This window comes from Actinoallomurus sp. NBC_01490, assembly GCF_036227085.1.
GTDB lineage: Bacteria > Actinomycetota > Actinomycetes > Streptosporangiales > Streptosporangiaceae > Actinoallomurus > Actinoallomurus oryzae.
The window spans coordinates 8,772,851-8,789,110 of sequence record NZ_CP109433.1 but is presented as its reverse complement, the minus strand read 5'-3'; the positions used below and the strand labels follow the sequence as shown (position 1 = coordinate 8,789,110).

The following is a 16,260-nucleotide window of genomic DNA, read 5'->3' as shown; positions in this document are numbered from 1 at the left end:
GGCGAATATCGCCACCTTAGGGCGCCCGGGCGGCCCCGCCAGGCCGGTGACCCGCCGCGCCCTGCTGCTGGACGGCGGGCTGGCGTTGCTGGTCGCCGTCCTGATCGCCGCTCGCGCGGGCGTCCACGGCGACCTGGCCGACTCCACGGCCGCCCTTGCCAGTTCGAGGCGGGCCTGGGGGATCGTGATCGGCCTCGCGGTCGCGGCCCCCCTCGTGTTCCGACGGCGGGTGCCACTGACCACGTTCTGGCTGGTCCTGCTCATGGTGCACTTCAGCCGTCACGCCTCAGGGGTGGATCCGACATTCCTGGTGGTGGCCACGGTGATCGCGGCCTACAGCGCCGCGATGCACAGTCCATACCAGATGCCGGCGATCAGCAGCGTCCTGCTCGGCACCGTGGTGCTGCTGGCCGACTACCGGCCCAACCTGACGTCGGTTCGTCCTGGCATTCTCATGGTCGGGTTCTTCGTGCCGGTGGTGCTGGCGGCGGCCACCATCCACACCTGGAGGCAGCAGATCCGCGCCCTGGAACTCCAGCAGCAACTCGCCACCCGGCGGGCCGTCGAGGAGGAGAGGTCGCGCATCGCCCGCGATCTCCACGACGTCGTCACCCACAACGTGAGTGTGCTCGTGATACAGGCAGGGGCCGCTCGCAAGGTCATGGACAGCCGGCCGGAACTGGCCCGAGAGGCTCTGCTCGCCGTCGAGAGCGGCGGCCGGGCCGCCATGACCGAGTTGCGGCACGTCATGGGGCTGCTCACGATGGACGGCGACGAAGCCCGGATCGAGCCGCTCGGCGCAGGCCAGGAGAGCGGGGGGACCATGTTCGCACCACGGCCGGGCGTCGATCAGATCGCGGATATGGTCGGCCGGGTACGCGACACCGGCGCGACCGTGGAGCTGCAGGTCACCGGGCCCGTTACGCCGCTACCGCCGGGTGTCGACCTCGCGGCCTACCGGGTGGTTCAGGAGGCGCTCACCAACACCCTGAAGCATGCCCCGGGCTCGCAGGTCACCGTGTTGGTCGAATACCTTCCCCGGACGGTCCGGCTCCGCATCACCAACACCGCCGGCAACGCGAACGGCGCCGGGGAGACCCAGCGCACCCGCATGGACGACATGGGAGGTGGGCACGGCCTCGTCGGGCTTCGAGAGCGCATCGGGATCTACGGAGGAACCCTGGAGACCGAACACCTGCCGAGCGGCGGCTACCGCCTGGAGGCCCAGATCCCGACGGACGCCGGATGAGCGACGCCCTCCGGGTCGTCATTGCCGACGATCAGGCCCTGGTGCGGAGCGGGTTCACCATGATCCTGGTCGCGGACGGCATCGAGGTCGTCGGTCAGGCCGGCGACGGCGAGGAAGCGCTCGAACTCGTTCGCCGAACGAGCCCGGACGTGGTGTTGATGGACATCCGGATGCCGCGGGTCGACGGACTGGAGGCGACCCGGCGGATCCTTGGCCGTGGTGGCCCGGCCCCGCGCATCGTCATCCTGACGACCTTCGACCTAGACCAGTACGTGTACGCCGCGATGGCCGCTGGCGCGAGCGGGTTCCTGCTCAAGGACGTGTCGCCGGAGCAGCTGGTCGCGGCGGTGCGACTGGTGCGGACCGGCGATGCCCTGCTCGCACCGGTGATCACGCGTCGGCTGATCCAGCGCTATGCCCGGCGCGATCGTCGGTCCTTTCCCCTCACCGGCGATCTGTCCGCGCTGACGGCCCGGGAACTGGAGGTCTTGACGGTCCTGGCCCGGGGCCAGAACAACGCCGAGATCGCGCAGACCCTGCAGCTCAGCGAGACGACCGTGAAGACGCATGTCACCCGGATCCTGGGCAAGCTGGATCTACGGGACCGAGCCCAGGCGATCGTGCTGGCCTACGAGGTAGGGCTCGTGACGCCGGGCTCGGAGGCCTGAGACGACCTCTCGTGGACGTTGCTGCTGCCGAAATTCCGTCCGTCCAGGTGGCTCCCGCCCCACATCGCCGGACCGCGTGCGGATGCGCGGTGGCGGGAGAGGGAGCCACCCGGAAGTCGGAAGAGGCTGTTTCAGGCGAGCTTGATGGCGGTGTCCAGCCTGCCCTCATGAGGAATGCGCAGGACGTGGATGAGGCGTTCGCCGTCGCGGAAGTACGTCGACGCGCCGTGCTGGAGAGTGGCCGGCCGGGCCGTGCCCCAGCGGATGGCGATCAGGACGTTTCCGCGGCGTAGGTCCAGGCCCGTGGCGGTCGCGCCGGTGTCGGCGCCGTACCTCGCGCGGGTGCCGTCGGTGAAGGTCACCGCGTCGGTGGGGTGCAGGATGAGCGGGATCTGTTCGGTGGCGGCCGACGTGGCCCGCACCGAGCGACGTACGGTGTCGCGGGTGATGACCACGTCGGTCCGGATGCTGGAGCTCGCCGTGTGGTAGCGGATCCCGAACGTGCCCTCGCCGGTCGAGTGTCTCCCGGTCCAGGCCGGTCCGCCCGGCTCGCCGTCGAAGTACTCCGCCGGCTGGTTCGCCGCGGCGTCCGGGTTGCCGTTGCTCAGCACCGTGGCCCAGCAGCCTTCGTTACTGTCGTTGAGCGAGTGCACCACCATGCCGGCGGCGGGATGCCACAGGAAGGTCAGACCGGTACGCGTACGGGTCGTCGCGCGTGTGCCGAAGTAGCCGCCGAGGTAGAGGCCGGGACGCCGGACGTACAGGAAGTCCTGCCCCAGGTCACTGCGCAACTCCACGAAGTGGGTCTTCTTCAGGTACGGCAGGTCCGCGACGGCCTTCTTCCTCTCCTTCCTGGTCGGGAAGCTCTCGCCGTAGATCGCGTGGGTGAGGATGCGCGGCGAGGTGTCCTGCTTCCGCAGCGGAGGCACCGGTGCCGGGTCGGCCGCCCAGGCGGCACGCGCGGCGGCGAGGTCCTCCCGCGCGGTCAGGAACGCGCCCAGTTCAGGCACCTCCCGGACGAACGTCCAGTTCAGCGCGGTCCGATCGGGGTCGGGCCGGATGTCGTCGTAGTAACGGCTGCTGGTGCGCGTGGACGGGGCGATGTTGGCGATGTAGCCGGAGCCGTCGGGCTCGCGGACCAGGTTGTAGCCGAGCCAGTCGGCGAAGGCGTGCGCCATCGACACGAACGTCTTGTCCCCGGTCTGGTGATAGGCGTCGGCCGTCTCCGGCAGCATGACCTCGAAGTTGTAGTTCATGTCCATGCCGCGCTGCTCGTAGAAGAACCCGGCGGGACTCTGGCCCGTACGGGCGAGTCGTGCGATGGCGTCCGTCAGACGCCGCCGCAGGAACGCGTCGGGGTCGAGGTTCAGCGCGAGGGACGCGCCGGCCAGTCCGGCGGTGGCCTGGTTGGCGTACGCCAGAGGCGTCTGCCAGATCGCGGTGGTGGCCGGATCCAGAAACCATGTCATGGCGGACCGCAGGGCCGTCCGGATCTGAGCCTGGCGCTCGGACAGGACGTGGGCCTTCCGCAGGATGGCCAGAGTCTTGCTCAGGTATCCCATGGCGAAGCCGGTGGCCGGCATCGAGTGCTCGCCGATGGAGTACTCCGGCCACGAACCGTCGTCGTGCTGCAGGCCCAGGTAGTGGCCGAGGCCGGCGTCCAGCGCGGCGAGCAGCGCGGAGTCGCCGGCGTACGGGTTCCAACGCCGGGCGTTCGCGTAGAACCAGCTCAGGGTGTAGACGTGCTCCTGGACGCGAGCGTTGTACGACGCGGCGGGCGACCGCCACCAGCCGCCGGCGAAGAAGCCGTCGTCGTCCATGTCGTCGACCATCGGCGCGAGGGTCACCAGGTACGGCGCGTAGCGCTGCTCGGCCGGGGCGAACAGCGTACGGTCCGGCGCTCCCGGAGGCAGCGGCGCCAGGTCCGGCAGGGCGCCCGGCGCCGAGGCGCCCGCCCGGCTCAGCGGCAGGGTGGCGAGCAGGGCCGCTCCACCGGCCGCTGCGAGCAGACCACGGCGGCTCAGGGGGCGTTTCGAGGGCAGGGGAGGGTGCGGTTTCACGGAAGACCAACTCCTTGGGGACGGAATACTTCCGGGATGCGGTGAACGTCAGGGGTTCGAGTCGGTTACTTGAGGCCCGTGTGCGAGAGCCCTTCGATGAACTGTCGCTGTGCGATCACGAAGACGATGATCACCGGGATGGCCGTGAGCGAGGCCGCGGCCAACTGCACGTTCCACATCGGCCCGCCGTACGCGTCGACGTACTGGGTGAGCGCTTGGGGGAGGGTGAACTTCTCCGGTGAGGAGAGGTAGACGATCGGTTCGAGGTAGAGATTCCAGCTCTGCAGGAAGGTGAAGATGGCGACCGCGCCGAGCGCCGGGCGTGCCAGCGGCAGCGCGATCCGCCAGAAGGTGGCCAGCCGGCCCAGCCCGTCGACCTGGGCCGCCTCCTCCAGCTCCTTCGGCAGCACCAGGAAGAACTGGCGCATGATGAACGTGGCGAGCACGCTCGGCGCGCCGAAGATGGGCACCAGGATCAGGGGCCAGTGCGTGTTGATCAGCCCCCACCGGTGGAACAGCTGGAACAGCGGCACGATGGTGACCTCGCTGGGGATCAGCAGGCCGACCAGGATCACGAAGAACAGCGCGTTCGCGCCGCGGAACCGGATGCGTGCGAACGCGTACCCGGCGAGTGAGGAGACCGCCATCGTGCCGACGGTGACGACGGCGGCGATGTAGAGACTGTTGACGTACTGCCGTGCGAACGGCTGGAGGGTGAAGACCTGACGGTAGGCCCCGGCGTCGATGCTGGAGGGGAACAGCGACGGCGGCGAGGCGAAGATCTGACCGACCGGTTTGAGCGACGAGGTGACCATCCACCAGGTCGGGAAGACGAACGGGATGCACAGTACGCAGAGCAGCCCGTACAGCACGGTCTTACGTCTCATGGAAGACCCACCTCCTCCGCAGTCGCCACTGGAGCAGCGTGAGCACCAGGACGATCGCGAACAGCAACACCGCGAGGGCCGACCCGTAGCCGAACTGGTGGAACTGGAAGGCCTGCTGGTACAGGTAGTAGACGAGCACCGTGGTCGACGTGCCCGGTCCTCCCTGTGTGAGGACCGCGATCTGGGCGAAGACCTGCAGCGAGCCGACCACGGTGATGATCGAGGTGAGCAGCAGTGTCGGGCTGATCAGCGGCACGGTGATGGAGCGGAACCGCCGCCAGGCCCCCGCGCCGTCGATCCGCGCCGCTTCGTACACGGACGCGGGCACGTCCTGGAGTGCGGCGAGGAACAGCACCATGTTCAGGCCCACGTTCTTGAAGACCTGCACCATGATCACGGAGAACACGGCCCCGCCGCCCGTGCGCAGCCAGTTGGGGCCGGTCACGCCGACCACGGACAGCAGACCGTTGATCCCGCCGTTCTTCTGCAGGAGGAACCCCCACACGATGGTCCACGCCACCAGCGAGACGACCACCGGGGAGAAGAACAGGGTGCGGAAGACCACGGTGCCGCGCAGCCTCTGGTTGAGCAGGACCGCGAGGAGCAGGGCCAGGGTCAGGTTGACGACGACCAGCCCGGCCGAGAACAGGGCCGACGCCGTGAGCACGGAGGGAAGCTTGGGGTCCTCGGCCAGCCGCCGGTAGTTGTCCGCGCCGACGAAGTCGAACGTGCCCGCCAGCACGTTCCACTCGTTCAGGCTGTACCAGACCACCATGCCGAGGGGCACCAGGACGAAGATCACGCTGCCGATGAGCTGTGGCGCGACGAACAGGTAGCCGACGAGGTGGTCGCGGCGCCGGGCGGTCCAGAACCGCCCGGTTCTTCGGAGGGCGCTCGTACGGCCGGTGGCGGCCGTACGAGCGGAGGTCCGAACCGCCATCACTTGGCCAGCAGCGGTTGGACGGAGCCGCACACCGAGGCCATCACCTTCGGGATGTCGGCCCCCGGCCGCCAGAGCGGGTCGAGCGCGGCGCGCACCGTCTGGACGATTTCGGCGTCACTCGTGTGGTTGGGCTTGACCCGGCCGTTCGCGACGCCGTCGATGACGACCTTCTGCAGTTGCTCGGAGCTGAGCAGCGGGTTGCTCTTGGCCAGGGCGCCGGCGGTCAGCAGCGACTTTCGCGGCGGCGGGAAGTACTGCGCGAGCTTCGCGGAGTTGGCCGGGTCGGTGAAGAAGGCCAGGAAGTCCGCTGCCGCGTCCGCGTGCTCGCTCTTCTTCAGCACCCCGATCCCGCCCTGGCCGATGACGTTGTACGCGCCGTTCGGCCCGGCCGGAAGCGGCACCAGGTCCCAGTGGAACTTCGCGCCCTTGAGCAGGGCGGCCCGGCTGATCTGGGTGATGGTCATGGCGGCGTCGCCGGCGAAGAAGTCCGGTGACGTGCCGGGGCCGGGCATCGCCTTCTGGTCGAAGATCGCCTTGTGCAGGAAGGTCATCGCCTGGACCATCTGGGGCTTGGTGAAGCCGCAGGTCCGGCCGTCCTCGCTCCACGCCTCGGCGCCCCACCCGCCCCACACGGTGGCCAGGTTGTCCCACGCCTTGTAGTCGAAGTCGCGGACCACCAGGCCGGCCTTGCCGGTCCGCTGGTGCACCGCGGACGCGGCCGCGACCGCCTGGTCCCAGGTCCAGCCCGCGGCGGGGCGCTTCTGGCCGGCCTTCTTGAACAGGTCGGTGTTGACGAAGACGCCGAAGGGTGAGGTGGAGAACGGGTAGGCGTAGAGCTTTCCGTCCTGGCGCCACAGCCGGGTCGGGCCGTCGGCCAGGTCGCCGTACTGGTAGCCGGGGTACTTCCGCAGCGTGTCGTCGAGCGGGCGCAGCGCGTGGGAGGCGACGAAGTCGGGCGCCGTGTTCTCCAGGATCCAGGCGAGGTCCGGCGGGTTGCCACCGGCGATCTGCGTGGTCAGCGCGGTGCTGTAGGTCTCCACCGGCAAGGGGTCGAACCTGATGGAGGTGACGTTCGGGTGGGTCCGGCGGTACTCGTCGGCGATCCCGTTGAACAGCTTGAGATGGTCGGCGTTGTTGGTCCAGATGGTCATGCGCAGCGAGACTTTGCCGTTGTCCTGGCCCGACCCGCCGCCCCCACAGGCGGTCAGGCCGAGCAGGATCGCGAGCCCGAGGCCCAGCAATCTGGTGATCTTCATTGGGGGCTCCTTAGTAGCCGACGATGTCCGGCCAGTGGAGTTCGACTCCCTGGGCCTCGAGGCGGGCCTGGAAGTCGGTGAGCAGGCCGGGATCCTCACGGACCGCCCTGGGGGTGGTCCCGAGATCCAGGCAGAAGGCGGCCAGCGCGCCGGCGGCCTCGCCGATGTTCCATTCGACGGGGTGCAGGCGATAGCAGCCGTTGGTGATGTGCGTCGTGCCGATGTTCTTGCCGGCGGCGAGCAGGTTGTCGACACGCTGGGGGAGGAGCGCGCCGAGAGGGATCTCGAACGGGCTGTTCGCCACGTCGAAGTAGTTGTCGCCGCCGGTCGTGGGATGCAGGTCGATGCGGTACATGCCGATGCCGACCGAGTCGGGGTAGCGCACGGCGCCCTTGTCGCCGCGCACGGCGATGGACAGATCGTGCTCGACGACGGTGCGTTCGGCCCGGATCCGGCGGCTCTCCCTGATGTACGGCGCCTGCGCCAGCCCGTCGGGCGACCCCGTGACGTCACCGCGCAGTCGCAGGCCGGGGAAGCCGGTGCCGCCGTCCGGACGCGGTGCCTCGGTCTGCAGCCAGTAGAGCACGCTCAGGGACAGTTCCCTGACTCCCCGGAGATGCCGGTCCGCGTCGTCGGTGTCGAAGACCGGGCCGAGGAAGTAGTCGATCATCGGCCAGTTGACCAGCGTGATGTCGCTTTCGTACGCCCCCTCGGTGAACAGCCGGCGAGCGGCGATCCTGCGGAAGGTCCACAGGTTGCCGTCCCCGGGGTTGCGCCGCTGGTCGGCCCGGACGGCCAGGGGATCGTCGTCCGGGTTGGGGGTGAAGCTCCGCTCGGTGCTCTCCAGCGTTCGCGGGTGGGGTGAACGCCAGCCGAGCAGGTTGCCGCCCCAGAACGGCGGGGCGTAGTCGCGCCAGAACGCGTAGTTCGGCGGCCGGTCGATGGTGTGGTCCCCGGGAACGTGGTCGATCGCGAAGCACACGGAGACCGCCTGCATGTTGAGCGGCTGCGCCTCGGCGGGAGCGCTGGGTTCGCCGGTGTCGGACTCCGCCTCGAACCCGGTCACGTACTCGGTGCCCGTCAGCGGCAGCAGTTCCCCGGTCTCGGTGGCGTCGAGGACGTACGGCGCGGAGATCGTGGTCTCGTCTCCGCCGTGCCGGTGGGCGACCCGTACCGCCGTCACCCGGTCCCCGTCCGTCTCCGCCGCGACCGGCCGGTACGGCTGCAGCACGAGAAGCCGGCCGCCGCCCCGGTATGGTGCGAGCATCGCCTCCAGTACGGCCACGGCGACGCGCGGCTCGTGGCAGAGCGGGCTGACCCAGCCGGCCCCTGGATTGAGCTCATGCCAGGCACGGGCCCGTTCGGTGAGCGGGAAGTGCCTCCGGTAGAACGCGCGGATTCCGTTCCGCAGCTCCCGGTAGCCGGCGGTGACGCCGAAGCGCTCCACCCAGGTGTGCTCATCCGGCGGCACCGCCTGGCTGGTGAGCTGACCGCCCAGCCAGTCGTACTCCTCGGTGAGGACGACACGGCGCCCCGCGCGCAGCGCGGCGAGCGCCGCCGCGACTCCGCCGAGCCCTCCCCCGACGACCAGCACGTCGGTCTCCATCTCCGTCAACATGGCTCCTTTCACGCCGCGGGGCCGCTGAGTGTCGAGCCCCCGACCAGTTCGCAGGGCAGCAGTCGCTGCACGAGAGGGCCGCCCTCCAGCAGCCGGGTCAGAACCTGGATGGCCTGCCGGCCCATCTCCCGGCGCGGGATGCGGAAGCCGGTGAAGTCGATGTCGGTGCGCGCCGGGCGCGTCGGATCGCCCAGGGTCACGATCGACAGGTCGGCCGGTACGGAGAGACCGCGCGCGAAGGCCTCGTCGACGAGCGTCACCGCGTCCGCGTACTCCTCGGCGAAGACGACCGTGACCCCCTCCAGCGCGTCGAGCCACTCGGCCGGGCCGCCGGCGGTCGGGCGTACGTGGCGTACCGGCAGGTCTCCCGCCCCTTCGAGGAAGCCGCCCATCCGGTCCGCCAGGGACTCGGCTCCTTCGCCATGGCCGAGGTAGGCGAGGCGGGTGTGTCCGAGCGTCCTGGCCCGCTCGACGAGCGCGCGGACGGCCGGACCGTAGTCGGTCCCGACGTACGGCACGGGGCCGCCCGCGTCGTCGCGTCGCCCGACCGAGACGAACGGGAAGTTCTCCGAGACCAGGCGGGCGAGCTCGTCGCGGTCGAGAGAGCGGCCGAGCAGGATGCAGCCGTCGGCGAGGCGAAGGCGGTTGGCCTCGTGGTAGATGCGGCGCCGCCCGTCGATGACCGGCACGCTGGTCAGCAGCAGCAGGTCGCAGCCCAGCCTTTCGGCGCACTCCTCGATGCCGACCAGGAACGGATGGTAGAAGTCGGCCGTGGCGCTGGGGAAGACCGGTTCGTACGTGAAGACGCCAAGGATCCGGTTGTGCCGGTCCGCCAGGCGTCGCGCGACGGGATCGGCCACGTATCCGGTCTCCCGGATCACCGAGAGCACCCGGTCCCTCGTCTCCCGGGGAATCCGGGTCTCGTCGTCGGGCCGGTTGTTGAGCACCAGAGAGACGGTCGTCTGGCTGACCCCCGCGAGTCTCGCGATGTCACGCTGGGTGATCCGTCTCGACGCCGCGTCCGACATCCGGCCCCTCCTGCTAATACGTATTAACCTGGCCTAATGAACGGATCTTGGAGGATGGGCACGGACCGCGTCAAGGGTGCTAATACGAATTAGCGATCGGCTGTGCCATTGACCATCCGATCGCCGAGAGTCGAGACTCTCCGGGAAACTCGCGCTTCGAGCAAGGAGGCCGGCGATGCCCGAGATGTATCTGGACCCCGAGTTGGCCGCGGGCCTGGCCGCGTCACCGGTCCGCCCGTTCGACGCGTCCGAGGTCCGGTACGAGGACCTGCCGGCGTTCCGGAAGGAGCGCGCGGCCCTCGTGGTTCCCGAGGCGTCCGACGAGCGGATCACCATCACCGAGCGCCATACCCCGGTCCGGCTTCGGATCTACCGCCCGGTCGGCCCGCCGGGGACGCTTCCGTGCCTGTACTGGATTCACGGCGGAGGCATGATCATGGGGAACGTCGAGGCGGACGACGCCCGGCTCGTCGAGTACGCGCTCGCCGCGGGCTGCGTGGTGGTCTCGGTCGACTACCGGCTGGCACCGGAGCACCCGTACCCGGCGGGGGTGGAGGACTGCTACGCGGGGCTGGTGTGGACCGCCGACCATTCGGACGAGCTCGGGATCGGCGCGATCGCCGTCGGCGGCGCGAGCGCGGGAGGAGGCCTGGCGGCCGCGGCCGCGCTGCTGGCGCGTGACCGCGGAGGCCCCGACCTGGTGTTCCAGCTGCTGTGCTACCCCATGCTCGACGACCGCAACGAGACGCCGTCCAGCTTCATGGAGGTCCCGTCCTGGGGCCGGCGGGAGAACGTCTTCGCCTGGACGGCCCTGCTCGGCCCCTCACCCGACGAGGTGCCGCCGTACGCCGCGCCGGCGCGGGCCACCGACCTGTCCGGCCTGCCGCCCGCGTTCATCGACGTCGGCCAGGTGGACATCTTCCGGGACGAGTGCCTCGACTACGCTCGCCGCCTCGCCCAGGCCGGCGTGCCGACCGAGTTCCACCTGTACCCCGGCGCCTACCACGGCTGGGACTCCCTTGTGCCCGACGCGGCCCTCAGCCGCCGCGCGGTGCGGGAGCGGATCCGGGCTCTGCGCGAGCGCGTCGCCCCCTGACCTCCAGAGGCGTACGAGCGTCAGCCCCAGGCCTGCCGCTCCTGGCCGCGGGGGTCGTCGACCTGGGCCCACTCGGCGTCGATGCGCATGGTGGCCCTGCGCTCGATGTCGTACGGGTCCCAGCCGGGGTCGCCGGTCCTGGCGAACCGGACCCAGGCCTCGTGCATGCGGGCGGCGAGATGCGCGGGAGGCTCGTCGGGGCCGAGCAGGGCGGCGGGGCCGTGCAGCCGAGGCAGGTGCGCGAGATCGAAGACGAAGGGCAGTTCCACCGCGTGGGTGGCACCGAGCTCTCCGTCCAGGGCGTGGGAGCGCCAGGCGAACTCATAGGCGTAGGTCGCGGACCGGGCCTGAGCGGCGTGTGCGCCGGCCAGGGCCCAGCTGCCCGCGCCGAACAGCGCGTCGCCCATGATGGCGGAGCGCAGCTCAGCGAAGGACGCCTCGGGCCGTGCCTTCCGGTACGTCTCGACGAGCCGCGCCGGATCCGGATGCGAGCGGGCCGCCGCGTCCTCGACGTCCCCGGCGGTCGAGGTGGAGTACTTGCCCACGGGGACCAGGTAGAGGTTTCCCTCCTCGGCGTTGGTCCCGATGAGCAGGTCGACGTCGGTGCCGAGGCCGGCGGCGACGGATTCGGCGGGCTGCGTGTCGAGGACCAGGCTGAAGGGGCTGAGCCCGATCAGTGGGTCGCGGCGCCTCTCCGATCGCAGGTCGATGCCCGCGAGCCGGGAGGCGGCCTCGACCAGGCGGTCGTCGGAGACGTCCGCGAAGGCATCGGCGTGGGGCTCGACGCCCAGGGCCTCGGCTGCCGCCCTGGTGACGCGCGCGCCCTGTTCGGTGGTGAACGCTCCCAGGCCGCTGCCGCTCTGGACGATCGCCCGGCGGAAGAGACCCGTGGCGTCGGGGCGGGCCAGGACGCCGCCGATGATGGTCGCTCCGGCCGACTGGCCGAAGAGGGTGACGTTTCGCGGATCACCGCCGAAGGCGGCGATGTTCTCCTGGACCCAGCGCAGCGCGGCGACGACGTCGAGCAGGCCGCGGTTGGCGGGTGCGCCGGGGAGGTCGAGGAATCCGGCGATGCCGAGCCGGTAGTTGAGGGTGACGAGGACGACACCGTCGCGGGCGAAGGCGGAACCGTCGTGCAGCACGGACCGCGTCGATCCGGCGACGAATCCGCCGCCGTGGACGAACACCATGACGGGCAGGTCACCGACGCCCCCGGCGGGGGCCCAGACGTTGACGGTGAGATAGTCCTCGCCGCGACTCCAGCCGGTTCCGAAGTAGGGGGACATGTCCACGCTGCCGAGCTTGCGCTCGGACTGCGGGGCGTTCGGCCCCGGCGTGGTCGCGTCCCGTACACCGTCCCACGGCTCGTGCGGCCGGGGCGGCGCGAACCGGCCGGCGCCGTGGGGCGGGGCCGCGTAGGGGATGTTCAGGAAGGCGGCGGTGTCACCCTTGCTCAGACCGCGGACGGCCCCCTGCGCTGTGGTCACGACGGGATCGGGATGGTGGTTCACAGTGGTTCCTTCCTGCGGATCTCAGCGCTGCTCGGTGTACGGGGTGAAGGGGGCCCAGCCCTTGATGGCGAACTTGTCCCCCTGGCGTGCCACCTCCGCGGCGCCGTGGCCGCCCAGGTGCGCGGGGATCACGAGCGCGTTGTTGTCGGCCGCCCAGCCCAGCACTTCGCGGCGGGTGGCGCGGGCGGCCGCGGCGTCCTCGCAGAAGCAGCTGTTGGAGGCGGGTTCGAGGATCTGGACCGGGCTGTGCAGCATGTCACCGACGAATACGGCGCGGTCCGCTCCGGAGGTAAGGGTCAGTACGGAGGAGCCGGGGGTGTGCCCGGGAGCGGCGTCCAGGCGGAGGCCGGCGTCGATCTGGTGGCCGTTCTCCCACAGCAGGGCCTGGCCGGCCTCGTGCACCGGGGCCACGCTGTCCTCGAAGACGTTCTGGTTACCCCGGCCGAGTACCGACTCGTGGTCGTTCGCCGGATTCCAGAAGTCGAAGTCGTCCTTCGGCATCAGATAGGTGGCGTTGGGAAAGGTGGGCACCCAGCGCCGACCGTCCAGATACGTGTTCCAGCCGACGTGATCGACGTGGAGATGTGTGTTGATCACAATGTCCACGTCCTCGGGCTGGACGCCGGCGCGTGCCAAATTGGCCAGGAAGTCCGTTTCGAGGTGGCTCCAGACCGGTGAGTACGGGCGTTCCTTGTGGTTGCCCACGCCCGTGTCGACGAGGATGGTCTTGCCCTCGCTGCGCAGCACCCAGGTCTGGATCGCGGAGTTCACGATATTGGTTTCGCGATCCAAGAAGTGCGGGGTCAGCCAGGAGGATCCGTCGTCCCACACTTCCCTCGGACTTTGCGGGAAAAAGGTATCGGGCGTCATTTCGACGGAACCGTAGTATTCCCATACTCGGGTGATGGTGACGTTCCCGAGCGTGATCTGGTCCATGAGACATCCTCCGAATCGGAGAGCATTTCCTCGGACCCTACGAGCGGCCTTCGTGCGCGCGGTATCCGTAACGTGACTGCACCTGCGCATGGGCCGGGTCCGGCGGCTTGTAGCCTGAGGCAACGGCAAGGCGGCTCCGATCGAGAAGCCATGTTCCCTGGAGACTCCGTGGACGAGCACACAGGCGCCCTCCGTGCGGTCACGGGGCCGGAGCCGGATCAGGAGGAGCCGGTCGTCGGCCGGGACGCGGAACTGGCACGCCTCTTCCGCGCGATGGACTCGGCGTCGGCCGACCCGGTTCTGCTGCTGCTCGGCGACATGGGCACCGGGAAGAGCGCGCTGCTGAAGCGCGCGGTGCGCCGGGCTGAGGCCGACGGTGCTCGCGTACTGCGTGCCGAGGGCAGCGAGTCGGAGTCGGGCCTGGCGTTCTCCGCCCTGCACCAGTTGCTGCGGCCGGTGCCGGCCGAGGTGGACGGGCTGCCGGAGGGGCAGCGCGCCGCGCTCCAGGACGCCATCGGCGCCCGGCCGGTCACGCCGCGGCATCCGGGCCAGAGCGCACCCGGTCTCATGCCGATCGGGGTCGCCGTCCTGAGCCTGCTGTCGGCCATGGGCGACCGGCGTCCCCTGCTCGTGGTGCTGGACGACGCGCAGTGGTTCGACCGTGCCTCCTTGGACGTACTCTCGTTCGCCGTCAAACGGCTGGAGGGTGAACCGGTCACGACGCTGATCGCGGCCCGTGGCGGCGAGCGGATCCCGGGATTCGACCGTCACGTGCCGACGCTCACCCTGGGACCGCTCGACGACGTCGCGGCCGATCAGCTGCTCGACCTGCAGCCGAAGAGCCCCACCGGCCTTGTCAGGACGCGGATACTCGACCAGGCGGGGGGCAACCCGCTGGCACTGGTCGAACTGACGAGGGCGGCCACCGCACACGAAACGGCCCCGGGGCCGCCGTCCGCAGGTCCGCTCCCGCTCACCGATCATCTGGAGCGGATCTTCGCCGCCCGGCTGGACGGCCTTCCCGCCGCCACGACCCGGGCCCTGCTGCTCCTGGCCGCCATGGACAGCGTCGACTCCGCGATCGTCGCCTCGGCCGGGCTTCCGAACGCCGAGGACGAGGCCTGGCGGGCGGCCGAGCGGGCCGGACTGGTCCGGCGGACCGGCCGTGACGTCCGCTTCCGTCACCCACTGGTCCGGTCCGCCGTGTATCACGCGGCGTCCCTGGGCGCCCAGCGCGAGGCTCATCTCGCGCTCGCCGAGATGCTGCGGGACGAACCGGATCGGCGTGCCTGGCATCTGGCCGCCGCCTGCCCGCGTCCGGACGCGGCCGTATCGGCGGAGCTGGAGCGGACCGCCGGCCGGGCCCGCCGACGCGGCGGTCACGCGGCGGCGGCCAAGGCCTTCCAGCGCGCCGCGGAACTCGCGCCGCAGCGCGAGGAGAGCGCGCGGCTGCTGGTCGAAGCCGCTTCAGCGGCCGTGTTCACCGGAGACCTCGCCTGGGTCGAGGAACTCGCCGCCGCGGCGCGGTTGCGCACGGATGACCGGTCGCTGCTGGCCTCCGCCGCCGTGCAGACCGGACGGCTGGCGGTCCTGACCGGACGCCACACCACCGTCTTCTCCCGCTTGACCGGCGCCGCGGAGGAGCTGGCGGTCTCCCAGCCCGCCGCCGCGCTGGATCTCCTGGCCGACGCCGCCGTGGTCCGCTTCTACTCCGGAGATGACACCCAGCGCCACCGCGTCCGGGACATCCTGGAACGCCTCCCCGAGGACGCCTCACACGCGGGCCTGCGCACCTGGGTACGGGCCGTGTCGGATCCCTTCGACGACCGGGCCGGACTCGTTCGCCTGCTCTCGCGGTCGTCCGCCGAGGCGGAGGCCCGGCCGGAGCAGCTCACCACCGTCGGAATCATGGCGTGGCTCCTCGACGAGACCCCGCAGGCCGTCCGCGCCTTCGATGAGGCATTCGACCGTTGGAAGCTGCAGGGAGCGCTGCCCGAGGGGCTGGGCGGCGCGATCGCCTGGGCCTATGTGGAACGAGGGCGATGGGACCAGGCCCGTGAAGCCTGCGCCCGCACCACCGCGATCGGCCGGACGGCCGGCCTCGACCACGCCGTGGCCTGTGCGGCCACCGTGGACGCCACCGTACTGGCCCACCAGGGTGACACGACGGCGGCCCGGGCCCGGGCCGAGGACGCGCTCACCCTGATCGATCCGCTGGAGAGCCGTTCGGTGTTCGTCTATGCCCGTCGTGCGCTCGGCGCCGCGGCGGCCGCGGAAGGCGCGTACGAGACCGCGTACGACCAGCTCCGCATGGTCTTCACGGCGGACGGCGCGCCCGTGCACTACCACGCCTCCTATCCGGCCCTCGCGGATCTGGCCGCCGCCGCTGTGCGCTGCGGCCGCCGCGAGGAGGCCGGCCCGATCGTCGAGCGTGCCGCACGGGCGCTCGCGGAGAACGCATCTCCCCGCCTGCGTGCGCTGATCAGCCGAGCCCGTGCCCTGCTGGCGGGCCCCGAGGACGCCGAACCGTACTTCCGGGCGGCGCTGGCGGATCCGGTACTCGAGCACTGGCCCTTCGAACGCGGGCAGAGCCTGCTCGACCTCGCCGAGTGGCTGCGGCGCCGGCGGCGCATCGCGGAGGCGCGGGTGCCGCTGACCGAGGCCCTGGAGACATTCCGCCGCCTGGGCGCACGTCCGTGGATCGAGCGTGCCCGGGCCGAGTCGCGGGCCGCCGGCCTCGCCGTCACGGACTCCATCCCCGACGCGCTCGCCGAACTCTCCCCCCAGCAGCAGCAGATCATCAGGCTCGCCGCCCACGGACTGACCAACCGCGAGATCGGTGAGAAGCTCTTCCTCTCCCCGCGTACGGTCGGCTCGCACCTCTACCGCAGCTTCCCCAAGCTGGGCGTCACCGCCCGATCCCAGCTGCGCGACCTCATCGAGGGCACCCTCGCCACGTCCGGCCACCAGGAATGACGGCACGCCCGGCCGTTAGCCGACGCTCACCG

At 70.6% G+C, this 16,260-nt stretch carries 12 protein-coding genes; 4 read left to right on the top strand and 8 right to left on the bottom strand.

What is annotated here, in order from left to right:
• The first annotated feature begins 46 nt into the window (after window positions 1-46).
• Together OG417_RS40525 and OG417_RS40520 are read left to right on the top strand one after the other, a co-directional pair.
• Window positions 47-1,249 carry a sensor histidine kinase gene (locus OG417_RS40525; RefSeq protein ID WP_329240498.1) on the top strand — a complete coding sequence of 401 codons (1,203 nt, stop codon included), beginning with the start codon at window positions 47-49 and terminating at the stop codon, window positions 1,247-1,249.
• Window positions 1,246-1,917 (top strand): response regulator transcription factor, encoded by a 672-nt coding sequence (locus OG417_RS40520; RefSeq protein WP_329240495.1) that lies wholly within the window; start codon window positions 1,246-1,248, stop codon window positions 1,915-1,917. The genes OG417_RS40525 and OG417_RS40520 overlap by 4 nt, the downstream gene beginning before the upstream one ends.
• Before the next feature lie 131 nt (window positions 1,918-2,048).
• On the opposite strand, the gene OG417_RS40515 is transcribed toward OG417_RS40520, so the two are convergent.
• The 6 genes from OG417_RS40515 to OG417_RS40490 form a co-directional block, all read right to left on the bottom strand.
• A complete protein-coding gene (locus tag OG417_RS40515) occupies window positions 2,049-3,977 on the bottom strand; it encodes a hypothetical protein (RefSeq protein WP_329240490.1) in 1,929 nt (642 codons plus the stop codon).
• A gap of 65 nt (window positions 3,978-4,042) precedes the next feature.
• Window positions 4,043-4,864, bottom strand: a complete 822-nt coding sequence (locus OG417_RS40510; RefSeq protein WP_329240486.1) for a carbohydrate ABC transporter permease — start codon at window positions 4,862-4,864, stop codon at window positions 4,043-4,045.
• Window positions 4,854-5,804 carry a carbohydrate ABC transporter permease gene (locus OG417_RS40505; protein ID WP_329262959.1) on the bottom strand — a complete coding sequence of 317 codons (951 nt, stop codon included), beginning with the start codon at window positions 5,802-5,804 and terminating at the stop codon, window positions 4,854-4,856. Before OG417_RS40505 ends, OG417_RS40510 begins: the two co-directional genes overlap by 11 nt.
• On the bottom strand, window positions 5,804-7,063 hold the full coding sequence (locus tag OG417_RS40500; protein WP_329240482.1) for an ABC transporter substrate-binding protein: 1,260 nt from the start codon (window positions 7,061-7,063) through the stop codon (window positions 5,804-5,806). Before OG417_RS40500 ends, OG417_RS40505 begins: the two co-directional genes overlap by 1 nt.
• Before the next feature lie 10 nt (window positions 7,064-7,073).
• On the bottom strand, window positions 7,074-8,669 hold the full coding sequence (locus tag OG417_RS40495; protein ID WP_329240480.1) for an FAD-dependent oxidoreductase: 1,596 nt from the start codon (window positions 8,667-8,669) through the stop codon (window positions 7,074-7,076).
• Window positions 8,670-8,689: 20 nt separating this feature from the next.
• Entirely contained in the window at window positions 8,690-9,709 is a 1,020-nt protein-coding gene (locus tag OG417_RS40490; protein ID WP_329240478.1) for a LacI family DNA-binding transcriptional regulator, read from the bottom strand.
• 175 nt (window positions 9,710-9,884) lie between these two features.
• On the opposite strand from OG417_RS40490, the gene OG417_RS40485 reads away from it, so the two are divergent.
• Window positions 9,885-10,805 carry an alpha/beta hydrolase gene (locus tag OG417_RS40485; protein ID WP_329240475.1) on the top strand — a complete coding sequence of 307 codons (921 nt, stop codon included), beginning with the start codon at window positions 9,885-9,887 and terminating at the stop codon, window positions 10,803-10,805.
• Between the two features lie 20 nt (window positions 10,806-10,825).
• On the opposite strand, the gene OG417_RS40480 is transcribed toward OG417_RS40485, so the two are convergent.
• Window positions 10,826-12,292 (bottom strand): carboxylesterase/lipase family protein, encoded by a 1,467-nt coding sequence (locus tag OG417_RS40480; protein ID WP_329240471.1) that lies wholly within the window; start codon window positions 12,290-12,292, stop codon window positions 10,826-10,828.
• A 45-nt stretch (window positions 12,293-12,337) separates the two neighbouring features.
• Window positions 12,338-13,252 (bottom strand): MBL fold metallo-hydrolase, encoded by a 915-nt coding sequence (locus tag OG417_RS40475; protein ID WP_329240468.1) that lies wholly within the window; start codon window positions 13,250-13,252, stop codon window positions 12,338-12,340.
• Between the two features lie 168 nt (window positions 13,253-13,420).
• On the opposite strand from OG417_RS40475, the gene OG417_RS40470 reads away from it, so the two are divergent.
• Window positions 13,421-16,228, top strand: coding sequence for a helix-turn-helix transcriptional regulator (locus tag OG417_RS40470; protein ID WP_329240465.1), 2,808 nt, complete (start codon window positions 13,421-13,423; stop codon window positions 16,226-16,228).
• Window positions 16,229-16,260: the final 32 nt, after the last annotated feature.